This is a genomic window from Aeromonas sp. sif2433 (assembly GCF_019218705.1).
In the GTDB taxonomy this organism is placed as follows: Bacteria; Pseudomonadota; Gammaproteobacteria; order Enterobacterales; family Aeromonadaceae; genus Aeromonas; species Aeromonas encheleia.
Window position 1 is genome coordinate 1 of record NZ_JAHUXD010000048.1, and the last position, 255, is coordinate 255.

Below are 255 nucleotides of genomic sequence, written 5' to 3' on the forward strand. Positions count from 1 at the left end.
ACTTATCCAACCGCCTGCGTGCGCTTTACGCCCAGTAATTCCGATTAACGCTTGCACCCTCCGTATTACCGCGGCTGCTGGCACGGAGTTAGCCGGTGCTTCTTCTGCGAGTAACGTCACAGTTGGCAGTTATTAGCGACCAACCTTTCCTCCTCGCTGAAAGTGCTTTACAACCCGAAGGCCTTCTTCACACACGCGGCATGGCTGCATCAGGGTTTCCCCCATTGTGCAATATTCCCCACTGCTGCCTCCCGT

The 255-nt window shown here is 55.3% G+C and carries 1 rRNA gene; it reads right to left on the minus strand.

What is annotated here, in order from left to right:
- Positions 1 to 255: ribosomal RNA gene (locus KW825_RS20345) — 16S ribosomal RNA — on the minus strand; the annotation flags it as partial.